The sequence below is a fragment of the Clostridioides sp. ES-S-0054-01 genome (assembly GCA_021561035.1).
Classification (GTDB): domain Bacteria; phylum Bacillota; class Clostridia; order Peptostreptococcales; family Peptostreptococcaceae; genus Clostridioides.
On the sequence record CP067346.1, the window covers coordinates 2696381 to 2716925 of the forward strand.

At 29.3% G+C, this 20545-nt stretch carries 18 protein-coding genes, 1 pseudogene and 1 other annotated feature (1 of these 20 only partly in view); of the genes and pseudogenes, 2 read left to right on the plus strand and 17 right to left on the minus strand.

Annotated elements, in window-relative coordinates:
* Nucleotides 1-60 (minus strand) — a binding site (T-box leader) (it extends 173 nt beyond the left edge of the window).
* Between the two features lie 174 nt (nt 61-234).
* Genes JJC02_12660 through JJC02_12685 form a run of 6 tightly spaced genes read right to left on the minus strand, consistent with a single transcriptional unit; the run spans nt 235 to nt 3715 of the window.
* The gene (locus JJC02_12660) at nt 235-762 is read right to left on the minus strand and encodes a DivIVA domain-containing protein (GenBank protein UDN53750.1); all 528 of its coding nucleotides are present in this window, start codon (nt 760-762) and stop codon (nt 235-237) included.
* 34 nt (nt 763-796) lie between these two features.
* Nucleotides 797-1582 (minus strand): RNA-binding protein, encoded by a 786-nt coding sequence (locus JJC02_12665; GenBank protein UDN53751.1) that lies wholly within the window; start codon nt 1580-1582, stop codon nt 797-799.
* 9 nt (nt 1583-1591) lie between these two features.
* Complete coding sequence (locus JJC02_12670) at nt 1592-1849, minus strand: YggT family protein (protein ID UDN53752.1); 258 nt, start codon at nt 1847-1849, stop codon at nt 1592-1594.
* 18 nt (nt 1850-1867) lie between these two features.
* The gene (locus JJC02_12675) at nt 1868-2326 is read right to left on the minus strand and encodes a cell division protein SepF (GenBank protein UDN53753.1); all 459 of its coding nucleotides are present in this window, start codon (nt 2324-2326) and stop codon (nt 1868-1870) included.
* Between the two features lie 39 nt (nt 2327-2365).
* On the minus strand, nt 2366-3070 hold the full coding sequence (locus JJC02_12680) for a YggS family pyridoxal phosphate-dependent enzyme (GenBank protein UDN53754.1): 705 nt from the start codon (nt 3068-3070) through the stop codon (nt 2366-2368).
* 9 nt (nt 3071-3079) lie between these two features.
* On the minus strand, nt 3080-3715 hold the full coding sequence (locus JJC02_12685) for a hypothetical protein (protein UDN53755.1): 636 nt from the start codon (nt 3713-3715) through the stop codon (nt 3080-3082).
* Between the two features lie 379 nt (nt 3716-4094).
* Here JJC02_12685 and JJC02_12690 point away from each other — a divergent pair, with 379 nt between their 5' ends.
* Nucleotides 4095-5135 carry a PTS sugar transporter subunit IIC gene (locus JJC02_12690; GenBank protein UDN53756.1) on the plus strand — a complete coding sequence of 347 codons (1041 nt, stop codon included), beginning with the start codon at nt 4095-4097 and terminating at the stop codon, nt 5133-5135.
* A 432-nt stretch (nt 5136-5567) separates the two neighbouring features.
* Here the strand turns inward: JJC02_12690 and JJC02_12695 are convergent, their stop codons facing one another.
* The 6 genes from JJC02_12695 to JJC02_12720 form a co-directional block, all read right to left on the minus strand.
* Nucleotides 5568-6923: a PFL family protein gene (locus JJC02_12695; GenBank protein ID UDN53757.1), complete on the minus strand. Its 1356-nt coding sequence runs from the start codon at nt 6921-6923 to the stop codon at nt 5568-5570.
* Nucleotides 6924-6948: 25 nt separating this feature from the next.
* Nucleotides 6949-7218 (minus strand): ACT domain-containing protein, encoded by a 270-nt coding sequence (locus JJC02_12700; GenBank protein ID UDN53758.1) that lies wholly within the window; start codon nt 7216-7218, stop codon nt 6949-6951.
* A 560-nt stretch (nt 7219-7778) separates the two neighbouring features.
* A complete protein-coding gene (spoIVA, locus tag JJC02_12705) occupies nt 7779-9254 on the minus strand; it encodes a stage IV sporulation protein A (protein UDN53759.1) in 1476 nt (491 codons plus the stop codon).
* A 170-nt stretch (nt 9255-9424) separates the two neighbouring features.
* Nucleotides 9425-10720, minus strand: coding sequence for an MFS transporter (locus JJC02_12710; GenBank protein ID UDN53760.1), 1296 nt, complete (start codon nt 10718-10720; stop codon nt 9425-9427).
* A 167-nt stretch (nt 10721-10887) separates the two neighbouring features.
* The gene (locus JJC02_12715) at nt 10888-12306 is read right to left on the minus strand and encodes an amino acid permease (protein ID UDN53761.1); all 1419 of its coding nucleotides are present in this window, start codon (nt 12304-12306) and stop codon (nt 10888-10890) included.
* Between the two features lie 51 nt (nt 12307-12357).
* A complete protein-coding gene (locus JJC02_12720; protein UDN53762.1) occupies nt 12358-13497 on the minus strand; it encodes an aminopeptidase P family protein in 1140 nt (379 codons plus the stop codon).
* A gap of 317 nt (nt 13498-13814) precedes the next feature.
* Here JJC02_12720 and JJC02_12725 point away from each other — a divergent pair, with 317 nt between their 5' ends.
* The gene (locus tag JJC02_12725; protein ID UDN53763.1) at nt 13815-14465 is read left to right on the plus strand and encodes a TetR/AcrR family transcriptional regulator; all 651 of its coding nucleotides are present in this window, start codon (nt 13815-13817) and stop codon (nt 14463-14465) included.
* A 113-nt stretch (nt 14466-14578) separates the two neighbouring features.
* Here the strand turns inward: JJC02_12725 and JJC02_12730 are convergent.
* The 5 genes and pseudogenes from JJC02_12730 to JJC02_12750 form a co-directional block, all read right to left on the minus strand.
* Nucleotides 14579-15981 (minus strand): annotated as a pseudogene (locus tag JJC02_12730) (IS3 family transposase).
* Between the two features lie 104 nt (nt 15982-16085).
* A complete protein-coding gene (locus tag JJC02_12735; protein ID UDN53764.1) occupies nt 16086-17105 on the minus strand; it encodes an NAD(P)H-dependent glycerol-3-phosphate dehydrogenase in 1020 nt (339 codons plus the stop codon).
* A gap of 31 nt (nt 17106-17136) precedes the next feature.
* Nucleotides 17137-17751 (minus strand): glycerol-3-phosphate 1-O-acyltransferase PlsY, encoded by a 615-nt coding sequence (gene plsY / locus JJC02_12740; protein UDN53765.1) that lies wholly within the window; start codon nt 17749-17751, stop codon nt 17137-17139.
* 33 nt (nt 17752-17784) lie between these two features.
* Entirely contained in the window at nt 17785-19104 is a 1320-nt protein-coding gene (der, locus tag JJC02_12745) for a ribosome biogenesis GTPase Der (GenBank protein ID UDN56423.1), read from the minus strand.
* A 33-nt stretch (nt 19105-19137) separates the two neighbouring features.
* Entirely contained in the window at nt 19138-20466 is a 1329-nt protein-coding gene (locus tag JJC02_12750; protein UDN53766.1) for a DUF512 domain-containing protein, read from the minus strand.
* Between the last annotated feature and the right edge of the window lie 79 nt (nt 20467-20545).

Consider the following 20545-nt stretch of genomic DNA (forward strand, 5'->3'; position numbering starts at 1 on the left):
CAGCATCTCCAATTCTCTGTAAAATTATCTAAAGATAAATGTCTCTATCAACGCTTTTAAAAATTTATCTGTGTTTATATGAAATTCTATAACAAATAATTTGAATAGTCAATATATTTTTGAAAAATATAATAATTTCTATTTTTCTTACATTTTTATCCTATTTTTAATCTTTGTTATAAATTTCTCAAACTTCTACAACTATTCTACCTAAAAAATAAATAAATTACAAGTTTATTCTAGAGTTGTAGCAGCTTCATCATTACTATAATTATACACTGTTGTTCCTTCAAATGCATTTACACATTTTTCATCTACATCATAAAAAATCTCATCAACACTTCTTATTTCATCTTCTAGCAGTGATTTAAATTTATTTCTAAATATCTTAAATTCTTTGACTAAAGCATCATACTCTTTTCTTATCTCTATAACACGATTATTAGCTTGTTCTATAATTTGTCTAGCTTTTAAATCGGCTTCTTCAACAATTATCTTAGCTTTTTTATTAGCCGCACTGCAAGTATCTTCTGCTGCACTTTGAGCAGTTATTAAAGTAGCTTTTAGTGTTTCTTCAATATTTTCATACTTGTTTACTTGGTCTTGATATAACCCTAATTTTTCTTTAAGAGCTGTATTTTCCCTACATAGAGATTCATAGTCTTCCTTGATGATATCTAAAAATTCATCAACCTCTTCATCTCTATAACCTCTTAAACCTTTTTTAAACTCTTTATTTTCTATCTCAATTGGAGTTAGCATTACATTTCCTCCCAGCTATAATTTAAATTAGTCCTTATACAATTAATTTTGCTTGAACTTTTATTTTCCCTTTTTTAGTAATATCTCCTATTTGTGTTACTCTAGCTCTTCCTTTGCCTTTAGTAGAAATCAAATCGTCATTTTTTACTATTTTAGAAGTTGAAGTTATCTTTTCATAATTAACATGGACTTTTTCTCCATTTATGTATTTTGCACTATCTTGTCTAGATATATTGTAAAGACCACTTATCACACAATCTAACCTATCTGAAGATACTGTAAATGATACTTCCTTATATTTTAAAGAACTATTAACAATATTTTCTCTGGAAATTTCCTTTACAATTACATTATTTCTTGAAACTTTTTCTAAATTTACAATTATAAAATCGCAAATATCACTACTTACAACCACTTGACAAAAGCTATCATGTATAATTATATCTCCAATTTTTTCTCTTTTTATACCTAGACTCATAATTGACCCTAAGTAATCTTTATGAGATATATTTTTAAATTTAAAATTTCCTTCTATTTGTAAAAATCTAAGAGTATCTTCTATATCTTCATATTCCATGTAAAATGGATAAATAAATACAGTGCTTCTTTCAGCTTGTTCATAACCTCCATCCACACTGTATTTTATTTCATTTGTAGAATTTAATATTGCTACAGCATTTTTTACTTCATATGGATTAAGAAACTCAGTAGACTTAACATCATAGTTTTTTATACAACTATTAGCCTTGTCTATTACTTTAAGCATTTTATTTTTCAAGTCTATATCCTTTATGTGATTTGTTAATTTTAATTTATCCATCCTATCACCTTAGAATATAACCAATACTAATTGTCTCAGGAACATCAATAATACTATTGCAATTAAAGGAGAAAAATCTATAGGTCCATTTGTATATTTGTACATTATAGACCTTATCGGTCCTTCTATTGGCTCTGTAAGATTTTCTAAAATCTCAAAAATTTTACTTTGTCTTCCATTTGGAAACCAAGTCATCAAGCTTTTTATAACTATCATCCATGCTATTATATCTAAAAGATAATAAAGTGCAATTCTTATTGTTCCCATATATTAACCGCCTTTTTACTATTTATTTTGCCAAGGGAAGAATGCTTTACTTTCTAATTCTTTTTTCATATTTGCATCTATATCCACATTATTAGGAGCTAGTATAAATATTGATTTAGAAACCTTTTGTATACTTCCATCTAAGACATAAACTGCTCCATTCATAAAGTTAAATATAGATTTACGAACTTCAGAATTAGTCAATCCTTCCAAATTCACTATAACTGCCCTTCTTTGTTTTAAATGGTCTGCTATAGTTGCAGCTTCATCATAAACCTTAGGTTCAACTATTACGACTTTCATTTGGCTAGTTGTATGTAAATTTACAATTTTATTTGCTTTTGCAGTACTAAATCCACTGCTCATTTCTTCTTCTTGAACTATATCGTCCATGCCACCTTCATATTCATCTTCAATATAATCTTCTTCTTCATCAACTATCCAATTCTTAAATTTAGATATTATTCCATTTGACATTATTAACTTCCTCCTTAGAATTTATTCAAATTTGAGTAATTATTTTTTATTGTAATTTCTTTCTCCAAAGATTGATGTTCCAACTCTGACAATGGTAGCCCCTTCCTCTATAGCAATTTCATAATCGTGACTCATTCCCATTGATAAAACATCCATTCCTACATTAGGTATGTTTAGTTCTTTTATTTGTTTTGATAAATCTTTAAGACCTTTAAATACACCTCTTATTTTATTTTCATCTTCTACAAAAGGTGCCATTGTCATTAGACCTTTTATTTTTATATTTTTATATTTTTCTGACACTTCTTTGACAAAGTCTACAACTTCTTCTTTATCAAGTCCATGCTTAGATTCTTCTTTAGATATATTCACTTGTACTAAGCAATCTATTTCTCTATTTATTTGTTCTGCACGTTTTTGAATTTCTTCACATAATGCAATTCTATCTAAAGAATGTATCATACAAACTTTATCGATTATGTACTTAACTTTATTTGTTTGCAAAGTTCCTATCAAGTGCCAGTTTAATTTGTCACCTATAATATCATATTTTCTAGCTAATTCCTGAGGTTTATTTTCACCAACAGAAGTGATTCCCTCCTGCATTGCCTCATTGACTAAGTCAACATCAACAGTTTTTGTGACTGCCAAGATGGTAATTTCTTTGCTATCTCTATTTACTTTTTTTGCAGCTTTATCAATTTTACTTCTTATCTCAGATAAATTATCTTTAATAGAACCCATTATTATCACCTACTTTATCCTTATATTTGTGTTTATACTGTTAGGTCTTAAAATTATTTTGTCATATAGATTAACACTTGTGACTCCATTTATGTCATTTTTATAATAATCCACAAATACAGAAGATTTATTCTCATAAGTTATCCCTTCTAATATGACAAATTTTACACTTTGTGATTGTTCATCAATTACATATACACCACGTTTATTGTCTTTTGTTTTTATAGAAGTTTTAGGTATTTTTAAACATTCCATCTGATTATATATTATATCAAATTCTTCGACACTTGTATCCTGATTTGTAACAATTTGGTTACTTATTTTTAATTTTACCATTATTTTATTATTATTTTCATATATTTTGTAAACTTTTGCATCTATTTTTTGCTCACGATACTCAATTATTACATTTTGATTTTTTTTTAAGTTATTAGACTCTTCTTTACTGATGTATGTCGATAGATAACTACTTTGGTCATTAGCATCTTTTTCTATAGTCCCTTTTACATTAATCTTTGCATCAACTTTTTCACTTTTTAGTACCAATGTATCTACATTTTTGCTAATTATCATTACTAATACATTAAATACTAAATATATAAGAATACCAAGTATCACTAATCTAGTATATTTAACCTTTTTCAAAGACTCTCCCCCTATAAAATTTCTTTCATTATAAGTACTTCTTCTAAAAAATGTTTATTCCTTTTTTATAAGCTAATATTTTATGCTCTAATAATTGTTTTTTTCATATTAAATTTATTTTTTATCAATCTTCCTATACAAGACTGAATTATTTATATATAATTGTATCATAAAGTATAAGTTTAATTTACATTTTACATATTGAACTTACTTTATATACTTTTATAGTTATTTTTATTTTTAGATACAATATAAAACCAATTAAAATTTAAAATTACTTTTGTTCTGTTGTCATTAATTAGTTAATTATCTACACATTAGGATAACGTTATCAAAACAAAGGTTTATATCCTAAAAAAAATACAAGGAGGATTTTCTTATGTCAGAAATTTTATTAGGAACAGGTTTACTTTTATTGGTTCTATGTTGTTTCACAATTTTTAGTTACAAAGCTCCATATGGTATGAAGGCTATGGGAGCTCTAGCAAACGCTGCATGTGCTACTTTCTTAGTAGAGGCATTCAACCTTTCTTTACTTGGTGATGTTCTAGGTATGGAATTTTTTAGAAGTGTAGGAGCTGCTAATGGTAGTCTTGGTGGAGTTGCTGCTGCTATACTTGTGCCTTTAGCTCTAGGTGTATCCCCAGTTTATGCAGTTTTAATAGGATTATCTTGTTTAAAGTTTTCTATATTATCTGGATTCGTTGCTGGATACTTTGTTTCTTTCTTAATTAAATTTATAGAGAAAAAAGTACCACCTGGAGTAGATTTAGTAGTTGTAATCCTTCTATGTGCGCCGCTATCTCGTCTTATAGCATTAAATGTAGACCCATTAGTTAATAATACACTACTACAAATTGGACAAGTTTTAATAGAAGCTACAAATATTAGTCCTATAATAATGGGAATTATACTAGGAGGTCTAATAACAGTAGTTGGAACATCTCCACTTAGTTCAATGGCTCTTACATCTATAATTGGTCTTACTGGTCTTCCTATGGCAATAGGAGCATTAGGTGCTTTTGGTTCGGCTTTTATGAACTCAACGCTATTTACAAAATTAAAATTAGGTTCTAAGAAAGATATTATATCTGTTGCTATTGAACCATTGACTCAATCGGATATAATTTCAGCTAATCCAATACCGATATATTCTACTAATTTCTTTGGAGGAGCTTTTTCTGGTATCATTGTAGCTTTGATGGGTCTTGTAAACATGACACCAGGTACAGCTACACCTGTAGCTGGATTTGCTATAATGTTTGCCTATAATCCAGTTCAGCAAGTTCTTATAACAGCTGGTTTATGTGCTTTATTTAATGTAATTGCAGGATTTTTAGGTTCAAAAATATTCAGTACCTTTAAGGTTCTTACTGCCAGTGAAATACGTGGTACTGATATAAAAGAAGAAATTGCTTAAAAACAATAAGATTTATAAATTTATATTTTAAATAGTAGAGTTTTATATTGTAGGCAATTTTATTAATTGCAAGCGTTTTATTTTTTATTTATATTTATGATTATTATGTGTGTTGAATATTTAGATAAATTTTTATTTTTTAATTGTTATTTTGATTAGCTTTTTATTTGATTGATATATTAGAAATAAAAATTAATATAACTTATTATTAGATAGCATAACTTTTTAGATACATAAAAATTTTATATTAATTAGATATTCTTAAAATAAAAGCGATACATGACTTTAAATATTCATGTATCGCTTTATTGTTATCACAATCTTAACAACTAATTTTTTAAATTTATTATCTTTATTATAATATTTAAATATATAAACTTCTTTAATTTAGCCATCTAAATCTTTGTTTAAATATTATTATATGTAACGCACTTAGTTTTTAAATGAATGTATAGGAGCTGGAATTCTTCCTCCTCTTTGAGTAAATAGTTCAGATGAATTTGTATTTATAGGCATCACTGGTGCTCGTCCTAAAAGTCCTCCAAACTCTACCATATCACCTACATCACATCCTGGTGCTGGTATAATCCTAACTGCTGTAGTCTTATTATTAATCATACCTATTGCTGCCTCATCAGCTATCATAGCTCCAAGAGTACCTGCTGTAGTATCACCTGGCACAGCTATCATGTCAAGACCTACAGAACAAATGGCAGTCATTGCTTCAAGCTTATCTATACTTAAAGCACCTTTAATAACAGCATCAATCATACCTGCATCTTCAGATACTGGTATAAACGCTCCACTAAGCCCTCCAACATGTGAACATGCCATTACTCCTCCTTTTTTAACAGCATCATTTAAAAGAGCTAATGCTGCTGTAGTACCATGAGTACCAACAACTTCAAGACCCATTTCCTCTAAGATGTTCGCTACTGAATCACCAATAGCAGGTGTAGGAGCTAATGATAAGTCTATTATCCCAAACGGAACATCCAATCTACTAGAAGCTTCCTTTGCTACAAGTTGTCCAACTCTTGTAATTTTAAATGCAGTCTTTTTAACTGTTTCTGAAACAACATCAAATGGCTCTCCTTTTACTTTCTCTAAAGCTCTCTTAACAACACCAGGACCACTTACACCGACATTTATAATTCTATCAGCTTCACCGACACCGTGGAAAGCACCTGCCATAAATGGATTATCTTCTACTGCATTACAAAATACTACTAGTTTTGCACAACCAAAACCTTTTGCATCTTTTGTTAATTCTGCCGTTTCTTTTATGATTTCTCCCATTTCTTTGACTGCATCCATATTTATACCACATCTTGTAGAACCTACATTTACTGAAGCACATACTTTATTAGTACTTGCTAGAGCTTTTGGAATTGACTTAATTAGTATCTTATCACCTTTTGTATATCCCTTTTGAACTAATGCTGAGAATCCCCCAATAAAATCTATACCTAAATCCTCCGCAGCCTTATCCAACGTCTGTGCAAACTTTACATAGTCACTTTCATCTGTCGCACCTGCAATAATGGAAATTGGAGTTACTGATACCCTCTTATTTACAATTGGAATACCAAATTCACGCTCTATATCCTTTCCAACCTTTACTAAGTCTTTAGCAGAATTCATAATCTTATTGTATATTTTTTCTCTAGCTTTATCTCCATCAGGGTCTATACAATCTAATAAAGAAATTCCCATAGTTATAGTTCTTATATCTAACTGTTCTTCATTTATCATCTTAATTGTTTCAAGTATATTTCCTACATTCACTGTTATCACCTCCCCTTACTACTTACTACAGATTATGCATTGAATTAAATATTTCTTCTCGTTGAATTTTTACATCTACTGATAATTTATTTCCTCTTTCAATTAAGTCTTCAACCGTTTGCTCAAAAGAATTTAATGATTCCTCTAAATCAACTATCATAATCATGGTAAAATAATCCTGCAATATCTTTTGTGATATATCTACTATATTGATGTTTTGCTTGTATAATTCATCACTAATTCCTGCTACTATACCTGGTTTATCCTTTCCAATTACTGTTAAAATTGCTTTCATAATAATATCCTCCCTTATTTTTTTATAAATCTTATATTTTTACAAATTGAACTATGTATTAACATATGTTTCATTTATTTGTTAGTAAATCACTTTTTATGTATATATTTAATATATTTTAATACCTACATATTCATTTGTCAATTTTTTTTCAATATTCTATTATTTTTATACTATTTAGAAAATTCATGTATTATGCATGCTTTCTCAATAATAAACATATTTTTCATAACAATGAAAGTTATTACTCAGTAATCTCACAATTCCCTAAATAACCCCCTCTAAAAATTATTTTTTTACTTCTATGAATTCAACTATATTTTTTCTTGTATCAGGATTTACAACCAATATAGAAGCAATCATAAGACTTTTTCATTCTATACCTAATAGAGTTTTTTTAGTTTTAAAACAGTATTAGCGAAAAATATACTTTATCCATTATAATTTTTCTATAATTATTAATTATTGTAAATTTATATAAATACTTTTAGTAACTTTTATAAGTAAAAAGCTACTTACTAAAGCAAACAAACGTTTCACTTTAATAAGTAGCTATACTTTTATAACAAAATAGTTATAATATTAGAACTTCCTTCATTTACAATTTTTTGTAAAGTCTTTTGCATTTTAACTCTTATCTCTTCTGGCATAGTATATAATTTACTTTGTAATTGCTCTTTTACTAGGTCATGAAGTGACTTGCCAAACATATTTGATTCCCATAAATCTGCTGGTTGCTCCTCAAATACTTCCATAAGATATTTTATCATTTCTTCACCTTGATTTTGATTTCCAACTATTGGAGAAACCTCTGTAGATATATCTGCTTTTATAATATGAAGTGATGGTGCATTGGCTTTTAACTTGATACCATATTGTTTTCCTTGTTTCATTATTTCTGGTTCTTCTAAACTAAGTTCTTCTAAGGAAGGTGCAACTACTCCGTATCCTTTTATCTTGGCATCTATTAAGGCACTTTCTATTTTATCATACTCATTTTTAACTTTAGATAGTCTAGTTATCAGACTAAGCAGTTGATAATCTCCTTCAATTTTAAATCCACTCTTTTCTTCAAGGACATTATAGAATAAGTCTTGCTTTGTCTGCAAATCAATATTTATAACACCTTCTCCTAACTCTACATTATCAACACCTGTATCTTCCAAAAACTCTAACTCAGAAAATCCTTGCATAATACCTTCTATATCTCTTATTTTACCTATATCTATAATGCTTTGTTTTAATGTTGTTATTATGCTACTTTTTATCCAGTGATTTCTCTCGAGACCTTCAACCCATTTTGGTAAATTAATTCTTATTTCTGTAAGTGGAAAATCATATAATACAGCTTCCATAACTTCCTCTATATCATCTTCTTCCATTTCAACCACATTCATCGGAAGAACTGGAACTTCATACTTTTCTTCCAATTCATTTCTAAGCATACTCGTTTCCTCACTTTTTGGACTTAACGTATTTAAAACCACTGCAAATGGTTTTTTAAGACTTTTCAATTCCTGTATAACTCTCTCTTCTGGATCTACATAGCTTTTTCTGTCAATACCAGTAACTGAACCATCTGTCAGAACAACTATCCCTATTGTAGAATGGTCTTTTATAACTTTTTTAGTTCCTATCTCTGCTGCCTTTTCAAATGTCATAGCTTCTTGAGACCAAGGAGTGGATACCAATCTTTGTTTTCCACCCTCTTCATGCCCTAAAGCACCTTCAACTATGTATCCAACACAATCTACCATTCTTACTTTTAAAGATACTGTGTCTTTTATTTTTATTTCTACACCATCTGCTGGTACAAATTTTGGCTCTACTGTCATTATTGTTTTACCTGAACCACTTTGAGGTATCTCATCTCTTGTCCTATCCTTTTTAAATTCATTGTCTATATTAGGTATAACCAACTTTTCCATAAATTTTCTTATAAAAGTTGATTTTCCTGTTCTTACAGGTCCAACTACTCCAATATATATATCCCCCTGAGTCCTTTTGGATATATCTTCGTATATGTTATTATTCATATTATTCCTCCTATACATCTAATCTTATTAAATTATATTTAGATTTCGAGGTTAATATTCTTAAAATAGAAAAATAAAGACCAGCAATATTAATTTAGTTCACAGATAGAAATTCGTAAATTTCAATGTAAATTAAATTATATCGCTGGTCCAAATAGTAGTGTGCTATATTAGCTGACTTTAGTAGTATTCTTATTTGACTTACTATTCATTTCAATAAGCTCTTTACGTCTTTCTTTAGTCATGTTCATCCATATAAATGTAAACACCAATCCAATTATGGCTACTATAGTAAGAACTATAAAGTAATACTTATATCCAGTCACACCTGGAAATGCATCTAATATCTTTCCTGCTGCTAGTGGACAAAGTACTTCTGGAAGATATCCTAATGTAGCAACTATACCTATAGCAGTTCCTGATATTGATAATGAATAATTACCTTCTTCAAGTAATGAATAGTGTAAACCTTGAATTGCATACATAGATACATATATTGCAACACATCCAATCAATAATATATAAATCATAGATGATTTTGTCGGTGTAAATATTACACCTAAAAGACCTGCAATCATAAGTATAAATCCATAAGATATAATCTTTGATGAACCAACTTTATCTCCAAGTAATCCAGAAGTAGCTGATGCTACTGGTCTACAATACTGAGCTAATATTGATATTGCAGATGCAAATACCACAGTTGTTCCAAATGCTTCAGTTGAATAAGGTGTAAAATAGTAAAATGACATATTAGCTGAATATGAACAAAACATTATTATTGTTATTATCCATGTATGAGGCATTTTTATTACTGCAAAGAAAGCTTCTTTATCAAATTTTGCTGATACCTCTTTTTCATTATCCTTTAACTTGAAAAATACTAATACTCCAACTATTACATTTATGGCTGAATACAGCACTATAATTGTTGTAAGACCAGATTTATCACTTACTTTTGATGAAATATACCCAAATAGTATTAAGACTAGAGATAGATGAATTGCATTAGTAATTCCACGACCACTTTCCATAAATCCAAAAGCCTTTCCTTGTTCATTTTCAGATGCTAACATCCTAACAGCTTTTACAAGAGCTGGCCAAAAAGTAAGTATTGTTGTTATCCCCCATAAAGCATGGATTAAAAACACAACGATATATGGAGGATAAAGTATTAATACAAGACCAGATACCCCTGTAATAATTAAAGAACCTGAAAGTAATTTTCTGGCTGAAATACGGTCTGCTAAAAAACCACCAAAAAGATATGATACCATTGCGAGTAGACCATAAATACTTCCTAAACTTCCCATTTGTGTATTTGTAAGATTAAATGCTTGTGCAAAAGTATCATAATAATAATTCTTTAAATATGGTAAAGCATATATAAATGCTCCTGATACAAAGAGTATTATCAAGACTTTGAAATTTTTCCAAATGCTTGGTTTATTTACTTCAACTGACATACTTCCTCCTTATGTAAATCCCCGTAAATTTTTATAATAACTAATTATTGTTTATTTGATTGTTTATTCAATATCTCAATATATTTATTAATATATTAGATTAATTTATTTATAACTTTTGGTGAGCTAAAAATAAACTCTTTTAGCTCACCAAAATAATTACATTTTTATTTGTAGGAACGTCCAGAATTATTAGATATCTTTTTTTCATAGTTATTCCAAAGCATTAAACCTGTTACTATAACAAAAAGACCTCCACCTATCATTTCAATCTCATAGACTATATTATCCTTTAAAGTCTCCATAACTGGTGCTGTTGAGAAAAGTATCCCAACTACAGTTACTACAAGTACCATTCTGGCAATATTGACACAAGTTGAATCACTTTTTGCAATTGAATATGGTCTTTCTTCGTTTGGTCTTGTCTTTCTAAGTCTGATATAAGATGTAAAAAGCAATACATATGGGAATAATGCCGTTAATGCTGTCATAGTAACAAGAACATTATATATATTATCTACAGATGGTAATAAATTTGTTCCTATAAGAAGTAGACTCACTATTATAGCCTGAATTATTACTGCATTTGATGGTATGTTATGTTTATTTGTAACAGTTAATTGCTTAGGAAATACACCTTCTTTTACATTTCCAAAAAGCATCTTTACTGGACCCGCTATATAAAGTATTAACGCTCCAAGTACTGATAAAGTTATTCCAAATGCTACTACTCTTATAAACCAACTTCCTATACCTAAATCTTGTGCAACTTTAGCTAGTGCATCTAGTATTCCTGTAGATGCTGCAATTTCATCTGGAGGAAGTATCATTGTTATTGCTACTGAACCTAGGATATAGATTCCTCCTATTAAAACAGCCACTGTTAATATAGCTTTAGGAAAGTTTTTCTTAGCATTATCCATTTCGGTTATGAAATTAGCAGTCGTTTCAGCTCCTGATAATGCAAATATTATAGCAGATATAGAAACTAGTGAATTTGCATCTATTTTTGGTATTATATTTTGGATTGTATATACAGATGCTGATGGAGCTTTTTTGAGAATAACTACAGACATAAATGCCATCACTATAAGCAATATAGCAGGAATTGTAGAACCTAATGCTCCTGTATTCGTAAAGAATTTTCCAAATGCCATCCCACGAGTACTTACTAGGGACAACATCCAAAATATTATTAGTGAAAGCGATAAAATAAACATCTTATTGTTTGATAAATCTGGATTTCCAAGCATATATGCAATATTTATAGCTAGGAATGTCAAGAAAGAAGAATACCAAAATATCTTTGATGTCCAATTTAACCATGACACCATAAATCCCCACTTCTCTCCATAAGCCTGTTTAACCCATTCTCCAAGTCCGCCATCTTTTGGATATGTTGCAGCCAGTTCTGCACATATAAGTGATGCTGGAACAAAGAATATAAAAGCAAACAATAACCAAACTGGTATAGAACCAAGACCCAATCCAAAGCTAGAGGCAGTAGATTTAGCTATCCATCTAATCCCAAATAGTGCTGATATATTCATAAATACTAAATCCCAAAATCCAATTTTCTTTTTCACTGTAATTCCTCCAATTTCAAATTTATTTAAACCTATACATAATGTACTAATTTAAATATCAAGTATAAGTTCTTCAACACTTCTTGGATAATTAGTTATAATTGTAGAACCATTTTTACCTACTATTGCTGTATCTGAGTGTCTAAATCCTCCAACTCCAGGTATATATATTCCTGGCTCCATAGAAAATACCATTCCTTCTTCTAATATTAATTCATTGTCAAATCTTAAATACGGCTCTTCATGTTCTGATAAGCCTAAACCATGACCAATCCTATGATTTGAATATAACTCTAGACCATACTTTGCAACAACAGCTCTTGCTGCTTCATCCACCATTCTTGCTGGTATACCAGCTTTTATTGTATCTAATCCAGCTTGTTGAGCCTCTACTGCAATCTTAAATACTTCCTTTTGTCTTTCTGTTGGTTTACCTATGATAAAAGTTCTTTCATTTTCTGCCCTATAGTTTTCATACCAAACCTGTCTACTATGTATTACTATGTCTCCTCTTTGAAGTATTCTAGTATTAGAATCTAAATGTGGTTGTGCTGTTCTATCAATACCTGAACAAGTCCAGTTGGCAAATCCTATATATGTATCAGGATAATTTTCAGATACGTATTTTAATAAAGCATTGTCCCCTGCAACATCAAATTCCAACTCACTCATACCAACTCTAACATTTTCCAAAGACCCTTTTATACCTATATCAGATAAATAACCAGCTATCTTCAAAAATTCTATCTCTCCTGCGTCTTTTACATATCTCATTTCAAATATTTTACTTCCAATATCTTTAATATCAAATGATTTATCAGTTATATATTCTGAGAAGCTTGCAGACACTATATCTTTTTCTATTCCAACAATTGTTCCTTTAGGATACTTACTTAAAATTACATCTAAATAATGCTTATGTGATATTCCATGTTTTTTCATTTCTGGTATTTCATAATATACATATACATTATCAACTTTTGCAACTTCTTTAGCATGTAATTCTTCTAATCCAGGTACTATTAGTTCTATTTTATCTTTAGTTACTACTGTTACAATTGGTCTAGAATAAGTTATTGCTTTAAATCCACTAATATAAAATTGATTATCTGGTTCAAATATTAAACCAATTTCAATATTTTTTTCATTCATATACTTTCTCAATCTTTCTAGTCTCATGTTATTTGACATAGTACACCTCTTTCTTAATATTTAGATAATTTATTCAATACACCAGTGATAAATATCTCATTTTTAAAGTTTTTAATATTTTAATCCTTGTTGTATTTGTATGTAACTCAAATTTATTTGTGATTATTTTATCATAATCACGATTATTTTGTCAATCATGATTAGATTTTTAAATATTTTTTATCTTAGTTTTATTTTAAATTATCTAAAAAATAACAATCTATATTAAGTTTTAGAACATTATTCTTGATTTATGGTAAATTTAATGATAAAATCACGATTATATAAACTATATTGATTATTTGTGGGTGAATAAAATGACAAATAAAGAATTACAAAAAAAAAGGATATTAATGTATTTCATAGAAGCTGCCCAAAACATTATGGAGAATGAAGGTATAGAAAATATTACACTTCGTAAGGTTGCAGATATGGCTGGTTATAATAGTTCAACTCTATACAACTACTTTAAAAATTTAGACCATTTAATATCATTTGCATCTATAAAATATTTCAAAGATTATAACTTGAACATTTCAAGGTGTATAGAGAATGTCAATGATGAATACAAGAAATATATAATTATGTGGAAATTATTTTGTAAACATTCTTTTGATAATGCTCAAGCTTTTTATCAGGTATTTTTTAACTTGTCTAGTGATGAACTTGGTTATATAACAAAACAATATTACGATATGTTTCCAGAAGATTTAGGTATTCATGACAGTGATATATCTTTAATGATTACAGGAAAAAGTATAAAAGAAAGAAATAAAATACTCTTGAACAATCTTGTAGATACTGGATATATACCATCTAAAGATTTAGACATAATCAACGATATAATTATTTCTTTTTATCAAAATCTATTATTCTTAAAAAAGAACACAGGAAAAAATTCTGATGATGATGAATTGACTATGAAAATGATTTCTTCTATTGAATACATAATAAAACATGCTAAGTAAAATTAAAATAGGGGCTGTCTCAAAAAAAGAGTGCCTCACAAACTAAAAAGTGTACTGAGACCCAAAAGTTGGACTTTATACAGGAATGGAATTTTCATTCCTGTTTTTTTACTTTATGTAACTTTAGATTCATATTCAAGTCTATATTTAACAGGGCTACGCCAATTTAATTTTTCTTTAATTCTTTTGTTATTATAATAGTAAATATATTCTGTTATAGCTGTCTTTAATTCGTTGAAACTTTTATATGTTTTTCTATAATACATTTCTTGCTTCATTATTCCAAAGAAATTTTCCATAGGAGAATTATCAAGGCATGTACCCTTACGAGACATACTTTGAAATATTTTATTTTTCTTAAGTGTTTTGCCATACTTATTCATTTGATATGCCCAACCTTGGTCTGAGTGAAAAGTTCTTCTATAAGGACAATCTTTTGTAATATTGATGGTTTCATTTAAAGCATCACTTATTGATTTAAAATTAGGTCTATCTGAGATACTAAATGATAAAACTTCTCCATTAAACATATCTAAAAATGGATCGAGATATGCTTTTTTTATAATTAAATTTCCATTTTTATCAGTAGTATATATTTTAAATTCTGATGTATCAGTTGTTATTTTCTGATGTGGAATTGATGTTTTAAATCTTCTATTTATTTTATTATTTTTTACCTTACCAATTGTACCTTTATAGGAATTATATTTACGTAATTTACGAGAAAATGCTATGCATTTAAGTTCTAATTTTCTCATAATACGTCTAACTTTCTTTTGATTAATAAGGATACCACTATTTTTTAATGTAGCTGTAATTCGGCGATAGCCATATCTGCCATTGTGTTCTTTAAAAATAGACATGATTTTTTCTTCAATATCTTTATCTGGATTTTCAATATCAAATCTCTTCTGGCAATACATATATGTTGATTTAGGAAATTTAGTAGCTTCAAGAAGAATGGAGAGTTTAAAGTCCTTACGAAGATCATAAATTACTTTTGCTTCGTATTGTTTTTTAACCTTTCGGGAACATTCATCCCTGAAGCACGCAACTTTTTTAGAAATGCAAGCTCCGCTTTTAAAAGTTTATTTTCATATTCTAATTCTTGTTCTCTTGTTAATTTATTTTTTTCTTTAGTGTTTTTGTTTTTATTCATTGATGGTCTTCCTTTCGTTTTAGACAAGGCATCGACACCACCATGTAAAAGTTTTTGTTTCCATATTGCTATAAGTGTACTATTGTTCATTCCAAAATGGTTAGCGACTTCTTGTGCACTAGATTTAGTTGTTATCATATAGTTTATAACATCTAGCTTGAACTGTATAGTATAAAAAGTATTTTTATTTTTTCTTTTTAGTCCATCCTCTCCTAATGTATTATACGTATTAACCCATCTTTCAACTTGAGAATGGCTAGCAACTCCATATTGTTTTGCTATTGAAGCATATCCTCCTTCTCTATTTAAATAGGACTTAACTACTTTTAATTTGAAATTAAAATCGTATTTAGCCATATAGAAACACCCCAATCGTTAGATTTTTAGTCCAACAATTGGGGTGCAGTACAAAGTTCACTTTGAGACACCCCTAAAACAAATTTATTATTTATTGTGCAAGTTTATATATCATCACCTAAAACTACTTCTTCCATTTCGTGTTTTTTGCTTCTCATCATTAGTTCTATTCCAACTTCTTTAGAATTTGAACCATTCTTTATTACAGAGTATATAGCATTAGTTATTGGCATATCTATATTCAACTTTTCAGCAATATCATGTGCTACTTCAGTAGCGGTTATCCCTTCTACAACCATCTTTACTTCTTTCAAAGTATCTTCTAAGCTCATACCTTGACCTATAAGTATACCCGCTCTTCGATTTCTGCTATGCATACTTGTACAAGTAACTATTAAATCTCCAATACCTGAAAGCCCTGCAAAGGTAGACATATTAGCTCCCATAGCAATTCCAAGTCTACTCATTTCACTAATACCTCTTGTCATAAGGGCAGCTTTTGCATTATCACCGTACCCTAATCCATCACATATCCCAGCTCCAAAGGCTATAATATTTTTTAATGCTCCTCCAAGTTCTACTCCAACTATATCTGGATTCGTATAAACTCTAAGCTTAGGGCTCATAAATAAATCTTGTATCATCTGTGCTATTTTTAAATCTTTAGAAGCAACTACTACTGTAGTAGGAATATCCCTTGCTACTTCTTCAGCATGAGATGGACCGGATAGTATTACATATGGATTTTGTGGCAATTCTTCTTCACATACTTGAGATAATCTAAGACCAGTACCTTTTTCGAGACCTTTTGCTACATTAACAATAATTTGTCCCTCTTTTATAAATGGTTTTATTTTTTTGCAAGTACTCCTTACGGCTTGTGATGGAACTGCTAAAACTATCACCTTACAATCTTTTATAGTTTCTTCTATATCAGTACTTATAGTTATATTATTGGGAAATAATACTCCTGGTAAATAGTCTGTATTTTCTTTAGTTCTGTTTATTTTTTTAGCTTGTTCTTCTTTTCGAGTCCACATGCCCACATCATTACCTTTTTTTGCAAGACCTAAAGCTAATGCACTTCCCCAGCTTCCAGTACCTAATACACATACTTTCTCCATGTTTAACACCACCTGAGTATAATAATATTTACTATTCTTTCTTTTGACCAATTTTTCTCTCTGTCCCATTTAATAATCGCTTTATATTTGCTCTGTGATTATATATTACTGATGCAGTTAAGAACAAAGCTACAATTAAACCAGCTTTATTTTTTACTATAAGCATAAATATTGGCGAACATCCTATTCCTACAACAGAGCCTAATGAAACATACTTTGTTATAGCTACCACCAATATAAATACTGCTAGACACATTAGCGTTATTACCGGATTTACAGCGAGCATTGCCCCTAACGAAGTTGCAACTCCTTTCCCACCTCTAAATCCTAAAACTGCTGGCCAATTATGACCTGCCACAACACATATAACTGCCAGATATCCAGCTAAAAGAGTATCTATACCAACCAATCTTGCTGCAAACTCTGATATTAAAACAGCAATTACACCTTTAAGAACATCACCTAAAAATGTCATTGCTCCTGCTCTTTTTCCAAGTGTCCTAAGTACATTTGTCGAACCTGCATTACCTGAACCTTGAGTCCTTATATCAACCCCTGCAATTCGCTTTGCAACTATGTATGAAGTCGATATATTGCCTAAAAGATATGCAACTACAGCAATAATTATATAACTAAATATCTCCACTGAATTTACCCCCTTTAGTTATATTTTAGATATTTATTTTTTATTCTTCTGTCTATACTCAAACTTTATGGAGGTTCCTTCAAAACCAAAATTTTCTCTTATCTTATTCTCAAGGTATCTTTGATATGAAAAGTGAGTTAAGTCCTTATCATTTATAAACAATGTAATTTTAGGAGGTCTAATGTCGGTTTGAGTTCCATAGTAAATTTTTAATCTTCTACCTTTGTCAGATGGTGGTTGGTTTAACATTACGGCTTCTCCAATTACTTCATTTAGTGCTGAAGTTGATATTCTCTTAGAATGTTCATTTGACACATACTCAACTGTATCCAATATCTTGTTCATTCTTTGATTAGTCTTTGCAGAAACAAATACTATTGGAGCATACATCATAAATGGAAATTTTTCTTTTATATCTTTTGTATAATTACTCATAGTCTTATTATCTTTCTCTATTAAATCCCATTTATTGATTACAAATATGCACCCTTTACCTTCATCATGTGCTATACCTGCAACTTTTGTATCTTGTTCTGTTACACCTTCTAGAGCATCTATTACTATCAACACCACATCTGCTCTATCTACAGCACTCATAGCTCTTATTACACTGTATTTTTCTATTGTCTCATATATTTTACTTTTTCTTCTAAGACCTGCTGTATCTATTAGAAGAAATTTCTGTCCATTCTTTTCAAAATAAGTATCAATTGCGTCCCTAGTAGTTCCTGCAATTGGACTTACAATTACTCTTTCTTCTCCAAGTATCTTATTAAGTATAGAACTTTTTCCTGCATTTGGTTTACCTGTTATAGCTACTCTTATTATATCTTCTTCATACTCTGTATCTAATCCTGCTGGAAAATTTTCAACTATCTCATCTAATAAATCTCCAAATCCCATACTATTGGCTCCTGAAACTGCAAAAGGCGTTCCAAATCCCAATTCATAAAAATCGTATATATTGTCAAATTGACTCTGACTATCAATCTTATTGACCACTAAGATTACTGGTTTTTTTGTCTTTCTAAGCAATTGTGCAATTTCTTTATCAGCAGATGTTATTCCAGCCTTACCATCAACTATAAAAAGTATTACATGTGACATGTCCATTGCAAGCATCGCTTGATTTCTCATTTGAGATAATATTATATCTTCGCTATCAGGTTCAATTCCTCCTGTATCTACTAATGTAAAATATTTATCTAACCATTCTACTTCAGCAAATATCCTATCTCTTGTAACTCCAGGTGTATTTTCAACTATTGATATCCTTTTTCCTGCAAATTTATTAAATATTGTAGACTTACCAACGTTTGGTCTCCCAACTACAGCTACAACTGGCCTGCTTATACTCATTTTATTTCTCCTTCCATCTTTTGTTTTCTATTTTAAGATTTTATCCACAAAGTCTTTTCCTTCATTCAAACATGGGATAATTTTTATTTTCATAAGTTCTTCTAACTGATTTAATTCAATATTATCTAAGAAAATTTCATCATCTGCTTTTAGCATACTTCTTGTTATATAAAGAGCTTCTCCTAATTCTTTATTTTCAAGTTGCTCTTTTAAATCTTTAGCTGTCAAAAGACCTGATACAGTTATTGTCTCTCCAAAAAATTTATTTTTTATTTCATATACATTTACTTGAAGATTTTTAAACTTGTCCATCATAGCATATGCCATACTTTGTATGAATTCATATGCAGAATGACCAGTAGCTATTGATACTTTCTTTTCCCTTTTAAGAATATCCTCAGACAATGTATTTAGATACTCTTCAATCTCTGTTTTTAACTTACGTATCATACCTACACCATCTTCAAACTGTAAAAAACCTTCATATTCTTCATATTCAGGCAATTCACTATTAGATAATATATAAAATTCATCTGATAAAAATGCAAATCGCGTACCTATTTTCTCAAGATATTTCTGTTGCATTTCATGTATTTGTTCTATAGTTTTACTTGCACCCTTATCATCAAATATATTTAATTCTACTAGATTTTCTCTATGCTTTGTAATCCCAACTGGAACTATAGCAACACTATTTACATACGGATAAAGTTGAGCTAATTCTTTTATCGTTCTATCCAATTCCTTTCCATCATTTATACCTGGACATAAAACAATTTGACAGTTCATTTCTATATGAGCATCTGCCAATCTCTCCATTATACCATATAATTTTCCTGCAAATTTATTGCTTATCATTTTTTGTCTTAATTCTGGATTAGTAGTATGCACAGATATATTTATAGGACTTATTCTATATTTAATGATATTATTTATATCTTCTTCACTCATATTTGTAAGTGTGACAAAATTTCCTTGTAAAAAAGATAATCTCGAATCATCATCTTTAAAATAAAGAGTTTCTCTCATACCTTCTGGCAATTGGTCTATAAAACAAAACATACACTTATTTCTACAGCTTTTAGCTTGGTCAATTATTGGATTTGTAAATTCAACACCCAAATCTTCGTCATAGTCTTTTTCTATCTCGTATATGTAGACTTCACCATCTTTTTTTTGTATTTCCACTTCTAAATATTCATCACTTAGTAAGAATCTATACTCTATTATATCATGTATTGGCTGTTCATTCACAGATATAAGTAAATCTCCTACTTCTATACCTATTTCTTCTGCAATACTATCTTTGTAAACCTTACTTATAATATTATTTATTTTTTTTACATTTACTTCCAATATTTTCACCACTCTTTTTATTTATCAAGGCTTATTATAATATATTTTTATATATAATTTGTTAATTTATTATATTTTG

Bases quoted from the DNA above. Each gene is read 5' to 3' on its own strand.
- JJC02_12660 (UDN53750.1), bottom strand. From the start codon at position 762: ATGCTAACTCCAATTGAGATAGAAAATAAAGAGTTTAAAAAAGGTTTA.
- JJC02_12665 (UDN53751.1), bottom strand. From the start codon at position 1,582: ATGGATAAATTAAAATTAACAAATCACATAAAGGATATAGACTTGAAA.
- JJC02_12670 (UDN53752.1), bottom strand. From the start codon at position 1,849: ATGGGAACAATAAGAATTGCACTTTATTATCTTTTAGATATAATAGCA.
- JJC02_12675 (UDN53753.1), bottom strand. From the start codon at position 2,326: ATGTCAAATGGAATAATATCTAAATTTAAGAATTGGATAGTTGATGAA.
- JJC02_12680 (UDN53754.1), bottom strand. From the start codon at position 3,070: ATGGGTTCTATTAAAGATAATTTATCTGAGATAAGAAGTAAAATTGAT.
- JJC02_12690 (UDN53756.1), top strand. From the start codon at position 4,095: ATGTCAGAAATTTTATTAGGAACAGGTTTACTTTTATTGGTTCTATGT.
- JJC02_12700 (UDN53758.1), bottom strand. From the start codon at position 7,218: ATGAAAGCAATTTTAACAGTAATTGGAAAGGATAAACCAGGTATAGTA.
- spoIVA (UDN53759.1), bottom strand. From the start codon at position 9,254: ATGAATAATAACATATACGAAGATATATCCAAAAGGACTCAGGGGGAT.
- JJC02_12710 (UDN53760.1), bottom strand. From the start codon at position 10,720: ATGTCAGTTGAAGTAAATAAACCAAGCATTTGGAAAAATTTCAAAGTC.
- JJC02_12720 (UDN53762.1), bottom strand. From the start codon at position 13,497: ATGTCAAATAACATGAGACTAGAAAGATTGAGAAAGTATATGAATGAA.
- JJC02_12725 (UDN53763.1), top strand. From the start codon at position 13,815: ATGACAAATAAAGAATTACAAAAAAAAAGGATATTAATGTATTTCATA.
- JJC02_12735 (UDN53764.1), bottom strand. From the start codon at position 17,105: ATGGAGAAAGTATGTGTATTAGGTACTGGAAGCTGGGGAAGTGCATTA.